Origin of the sequence: Ruminococcus sp. AF17-1AC, from assembly GCF_003461385.1 — a bacterium.
Classification (GTDB): Bacteria; Bacillota; Clostridia; order Oscillospirales; family Ruminococcaceae; genus Hominimerdicola; species Hominimerdicola aceti.
In genome coordinates this window covers 1-5,921 of the sequence record NZ_QTWZ01000031.1, presented here as the reverse complement: position 1 = coordinate 5,921, position 5,921 = coordinate 1, and the positions used below count along the sequence as shown (strand labels likewise).

Sequence of the window (5,921 nt, the reverse complement as noted above, 5' to 3'; positions counted from 1 at the left end):
AAAACAGCAGCTGTTTTTCAAGCCGCTCGTCATTAAATATGATTCAAAATCTTATGGATTCGTACAAACAGATATCAGGAGCTGATATTGATAGGTTAAAATTAGGACTGTTCTGAATAGAATAAGCTGCCACAGACTTTTTTCTGTAGCAGCTTATTTTTTGTTTATGCTATTCATTCTTGCGAAGATATCCGTCATCATCATATTTTTTAGCTATATGCTGTGCAGCTTGCCAATCGCCCCATTTGTCTACAGCCTTATCCCAAATTGTCATATATTACAACATACTTTCTGAAAAAGTTTACATTTATCAACATGTAAGTTGAAATAGCCGCCACTATTAACACCAGTTTGCAGAACTATAAAATCTCAGCTTTCCGTCCTTGTCCACGTCATAATTATATACTGACATTTGGTTTTTGAAAAATCTGTCCTTGAGATATGTGCCTTTTAGTTTGCATAGATACGAATATTCCTCGCTGTTCTCAGGCTTGCACTTTTCAAAACCGATTCTTTTCCGACGTGTATCAAACCATTTTTCATCATTCTGTCCGCCAAGACGTTTGTACTCGTCATAAGTCCTATTCTTTTGTATCAACAGTTTATCGTTTTCTCGATACTTCTTGGGATATATGGGGAATTCCTTTTCATCAAAGTCTGTTGTAACTCTCCAGCTATCCTCATTAACAGGATACACACCTACCACTATCTGCCTATAAAGTGCTAAAACATATTTTGCATACCTTGTACGCCTTATGTTTATATCCCAAAAGCCCCTTGCTGAATCGTATATAAAATCTTCCCTTTGCAAGTCGGCACATTTTTCCTTGTACATAAGCGGATAGCTTTTATTTATTGTAATGAAAACAACAGGGATATTTCCACAGTATTCTTTGAAATCCACTTCTCTTATGGCAACATTATCAAGAAAATCCTGCACATTTCTCGCTTTCGTTTTATATCCGTCAAGTGCGTGAGAGTGCTTTTCAGCATTGCTTGCATGACCATTAGAAATATTGGTGAGCGTTTCAGGAAAAATGTAATCATACATATTCATAAGCGCAGATTCGCACATAAATGCTTCATTTTCGGTCAACCCCCATTTTATTATGACCTTTTCAACCTTGCCGCTACTTTTAATGATAGTTTTTATTTTTTCAGATAATTTGGAATAATCGACATTTCTATCTCCGTTTTCTGAGCGTATAACTTCTAACAGCTTATCAGCGTCGTTTTCGTGACAAAACACTCGTCCACCTTGCCCTTTGCCGATATAAAAAGGCTTTCCATTATCGTCTTGCAGCATATAAACATAAAACCTGTCTTCCATGTTCTCGCCCAAGGTGTAACTAAGTCTTGTGAGTTCGTCATTCCGCTCGCTCAAAGCCTATCCCCTCTTTCCATACGTCTTATGAACATACTTATCAAGCCATACCTTGTCATAATTGTCGCTGTACTCAGACATCTGACAATCGTTGTAAAGATCATCTGCAAGGGTCAAAAGAACATCATGAAATTCCAAATTCGTCTTAAACTTTTGTGGTGTTGCATTATAGCCAAGATATGCACCAAGAATATTTCCGCAAACTGCACCTGTTGAGTCGCTGTCGCCGTTGTGATTTACCGCTGTGCATACAGCTTTATCAAAATCATCCTGATATCTCAGTGAACAATACACTGCAATAGCTAAAGTCTCCTCAGCCACCCAGCCCTCGCCAAGCTTATGTATATTGTCGAGGTCACTGCCGCCTGACTGTGAAAGTTTGACCGCAAGCTCGATCAATTCCACAAAATCGTCAATATATTTAGCTCTGTTAAATATCTGCTGCATTGTCCTTACCGAACTCGTGACAGCTTCAAGCAGGGTGATATCATTATTGTGGGATAACAAACTGACCATATGAACAAGAGCCGCCGCAGGGATATATCCAAGCTCATGCCCATGAGTAATAGCGGCACATTCAGCGCCTATCTTATCAATACTTGCGATATCCATTTTACCCTCTGAAAAATATAGCCCGATAGGTGCGACACGCATTATTCCGCCACAGCCTTTGCTGTTATTTATAGGCTTTTCTATAGTACCCTTTCCCCCTGCCGCCAAGGCTGACAAACAGGTATTTCCCGGTGCACGGTGGCTGAACATTTCAGGCAAATTCATGACCCAGCTATATTTCGCATAATTTTCTTCAATATCAACGGGATAATTTGCGGTCTGCGTCAGATACCAACCTTGATACTCAAATGCCATGTAGGTCGAAAAGTCGCCCATTATCCCACGAAGCTTGCCCCTTGTTATCCCGTCCAGCAACGCAGTTGCAGTAAACATCGTCATTTGAGTATCGTCAGAAATAAGGGCTTTGCCATTTTTGAGCGCATATTCAGTTATGCCATTTTTTCCATATTCGCTGAAAATTTGTCTTTCACTGTAAAATTCCACGGCATACCCCAAAGCGTCACCCACAGCACCACCGACCAGCGAACCTCTGTATTTATCAAGCATATCATCCATTTTGTTTTCCTCCTATGATCTTAATTTCTTTTATAATACCATATTTATAAAGGTTTGTGGGAAATAGTTTTGTACAGTAAAAGTAACCGTCAAACCCTCCGCATCCACCCCACCGATGACTAAAAAAGTATAATAAACTTCAAGCAACTCCATAGAGTAAATTACCCAATCTCAAAAAGTCTATAGAGCTGCTTTGGTTTTGTCAATATCCCTTGACACATTTTATTCGAACAAGAATTATGCAACGAGAAATATATGATCATAGTAGAGCTTTCTTCGTGCTGCCGGAGGCAGCCCACCGTTGGCGGTGCAGATTGTTCCGGAACCTTCGGACAAAATCTCATCAATAATCTGAGTTGTATTATTAAGGCGTTCTTTCCTCTGCTTGCAGATTTTGTCATACTCTCTTAAATCTGATATCTTTTTATCAAGTTTAGCTATTTCATCAGCCCAACAGGACATTTGTGTCAGAATGTATATTTCTCATTGAATTACGCTCTGCACTGCAATAGTATTTTCTGTAATTTATCGGTGTAACGCCGTACAGCTTTTTGAATCTTCGGCAGAAATAGCCGATGTTCTCAAATCCTGTTTCATGCGCTATGGCACAAACGCTGTTTTCGGTATCAACAAGGAGCTTTGACGCACGTTTCAGTCTGTATTCTACAACGTAATTTATCGGCGATGTGTGCAGGTATATCCTGAAAATATTGAGAACACTGCTTTTGCATATAAGAACTGTTCCTGCAATATCGTCCAGTGTTATCTGACCGCTGTAATTATCATGAATATACTGCATCATTATCTGAAGCTTAGCCTGCGTCTGTGCGGAATGCCCGGACACGGGGCCGCAGTCTGTTATTTGTATGCTTTCATATAACAGGCGCCATAGTTTCAGCAGCAGTTCTACCGTTTCCATTTCAGAAGCCGTGCCAGAACCCTGCACAGCAAATACCGACCTCATTGTTTCGATAATGCTGTGGTGCGCTGTTTCTTCGGCGGAAAAAATCACACATTCGGTAGTTGATTCAATTATCGGTCTGATGTATCTGCTGTATATCAGACTGCCCTGCGGCGCAAGCAGAACAGGTGAAAAAACAATGTTCGGAATGATGGCGCTGTCTTCTGCTTCAAACCTGTGTATCACCTGAGAATTTATAAAGATCCCATCGCCCGAGCTTAGAACATACCTGTTTCCACCCACCAGAAAATCAGCCTTGCCATGCTGTACATAAACAAATTCGACCTCTGGGTGCCAGTGCCAGTCGATACAGTGAAAATCGAAATCCCAGATGTCCTCATAATAGTAACTGAACGGATATTCTTCGCTGCCGTGACTTGCAGTTTCACGTAAGGTTTCGTCCGTTGTGATCCTGTCCTTTTTGATTGCATTTCCCATGTTCTCACCCGATTTACGATATTGTGTAATAAAAATGTGATTTTGTGTATTGAAATGTTACGAAATTTACTATATAATCTGATTATATCATTTGTAAAGGAGTTTGTCAATATGGCTGTGAATTACAGAAAAACACTTATATCCTGCTATCTTGGATTCATCACACAGGCAATAGCTGCTAATTTCGCTCCGCTTCTATTTCTCACATTTCACAATGGCTATGGTATTCCGTTTGGAAAAATTGCCCTTATCTCGTCGGTATTTTTTGTTACTCAGCTTATCATAGATGCGCTGTGCGCACGTTTCGCTGACAAGATCGGCTATCGGAAATGCGTTATCGGTTCGCAGGTGTTTTCTGCGCTGGGACTTATCGGGCTTGCTTTTCTGCCAGAACTGCTTCCCGATCCGTTTTTAGGAATAATTATAAGCACGGTCATATATGCAATGGGAAGCGGTCTGACCGAGGTACTTGTAAGTCCGATAGTTGAAGCCTGCCCGTTTGAGCACAAAGAAGCTGCAATGAGCCTGCTGCATTCATTCTACTGCTGGGGTTCGGTCGGAGTCATACTCATTTCAACACTGTTTTTTACTGCTTTCGGCATAGAAAACTGGAAGTGGCTCTCTTGTATCTGGGCGATAATTCCGCTGGTGAATGTTTACAATTTTTCAGTATGTCCCATTGCACACCCCGTCGAGGACGGCGAGGGAATGCGTATCCGTGACCTGCTCAGAGTACCGCTGTTCTGGCTTACGATACTGCTTATGGTTTGTGCGGGAGCCTCGGAGCTTTCAATGGCGCAGTGGGCGTCGGCATTTGCTGAATCCGCTCTCGGACTGACTAAATCAGTCGGAGATATTGCAGGACCGTGTATGTTTGCGGTGACGATGGGCATAAGCCGTACACTTTACGGGAAGTACGGCGAAAAGCTCGATCTTATGAAATTCATGATAGGCTCGGCACTGCTGTGTCTGACCTGTTACATCACTGCATCCCTGTCGGTAATACCTGTAATCGGTCTTCTTGGCTGCATAATGTGCGGATTCTCGGTAGGTATCATGTGGCCCGGATCTATAAGCATCTGTTCGGGAAAAATACCCACCGGCGGAACTGCAATGTTTGCACTCCTCGCCATGGCTGGTGATCTTGGCGGAGCACTCGGTCCCGCTATTGTAGGAAATATCACCCAGCGTGCAGGCGATGATATGCAGAAAGGTATGCTCGCAGGCTGCGCATTTCCCTTGATACTTATGATATCGCTCCTGCTGCTGAACAGAGCCAGACACAGGAATAACTGATCATATCCGGCAGGTTTATGCAAAGCTACAATAGGAAAAAGGCATCATGTATCCGGACATGATGCCTTTTTGTTTTTCATACGGTGTCAGCGGTCATTTTACGAATTTCATAGAGCCTGTTCTATACTTCTGAACTGCGACGGAGTAATACTCTCGAACCTTTTGAAAATCTTGCAAAAATAACTGCTGTCACAGAAACCTGTTTCTTCAGCTATTTGATCGACAGTTTTCTGCGTTTCTGCCAGAAGCATTTTAGCCGCCTGTATCTTGCGTTTTGTGATATATTCCATCGGTCGGCAGTTCAAGGTCTGCCTGAATAATCTGCACAAATGCTGCGAAGAAACGCCTGCGGCTTTGCTTATGGATTCAAGGCCGGGCTGTTTCATATAGTTTTCGTCAATATATGCGATCGCCTTTGTCACCGCAGGGGCGATTTGTACACTGCCTTTTCCTTTCGCCGCAAGACGGCTCAATTCAATGAAAAAGCTGTACAGATAGCCCGACGCTCACCAAAAAGACGGGAAGACTGCTTTCTTTGCTGATTATCGGATAATCGTAGAATTTCAAAATTAATTCACCGCCTGTGCTAAAATCGTTATATCTTAATAATATCATTCATTGACTTGTATGTCAATAAGCGTTATAATCTGGCTATTTCAACTTTGTAGTGCTACAATAGATATTGGACAAAATTAAGAAAAAAGAAAAGAGAGA

Annotated in this window: 5 protein-coding genes; 1 reads left to right on the top strand and 4 read right to left on the bottom strand. The window is 41.9% G+C overall.

The genetic code is table 11. From position 1 onward, the window contains the following. Positions 1 to 340: 340 nt before the first annotated feature. The 3 genes from DWW81_RS12640 to DWW81_RS12625 all read right to left on the bottom strand — a co-directional run bounded on the left by DWW81_RS12640 (position 341) and on the right by DWW81_RS12625 (position 3,911). The gene (locus DWW81_RS12640) at positions 341 to 1,384 is read right to left on the bottom strand and encodes a GIY-YIG nuclease family protein (RefSeq protein WP_117898136.1); all 1,044 of its coding nucleotides are present in this window, start codon (positions 1,382 to 1,384) and stop codon (positions 341 to 343) included. Between the two features lie 3 nt (positions 1,385 to 1,387). Next, positions 1,388 to 2,512 carry an ADP-ribosylglycohydrolase family protein gene (locus DWW81_RS12635; protein ID WP_242989652.1) on the bottom strand — a complete coding sequence of 375 codons (1,125 nt, stop codon included), beginning with the start codon at positions 2,510 to 2,512 and terminating at the stop codon, positions 1,388 to 1,390. Positions 2,513 to 2,957: 445 nt separating this feature from the next. After that, on the bottom strand, positions 2,958 to 3,911 hold the full coding sequence (locus DWW81_RS12625; RefSeq protein ID WP_117898138.1) for an AraC family transcriptional regulator: 954 nt from the start codon (positions 3,909 to 3,911) through the stop codon (positions 2,958 to 2,960). A gap of 111 nt (positions 3,912 to 4,022) precedes the next feature. On the opposite strand from DWW81_RS12625, the gene DWW81_RS12620 reads away from it, so the two are divergent. Further along, positions 4,023 to 5,207 carry an MFS transporter gene (locus DWW81_RS12620; protein WP_117898139.1) on the top strand — a complete coding sequence of 395 codons (1,185 nt, stop codon included), beginning with the start codon at positions 4,023 to 4,025 and terminating at the stop codon, positions 5,205 to 5,207. Positions 5,208 to 5,314: 107 nt separating this feature from the next. Here the strand turns inward: DWW81_RS12620 and DWW81_RS13665 are convergent, their stop codons facing one another. Continuing rightward, positions 5,315 to 5,593: a helix-turn-helix transcriptional regulator gene (locus tag DWW81_RS13665; RefSeq protein ID WP_242989653.1), complete on the bottom strand. Its 279-nt coding sequence runs from the start codon at positions 5,591 to 5,593 to the stop codon at positions 5,315 to 5,317. Between the last annotated feature and the right edge of the window lie 328 nt (positions 5,594 to 5,921).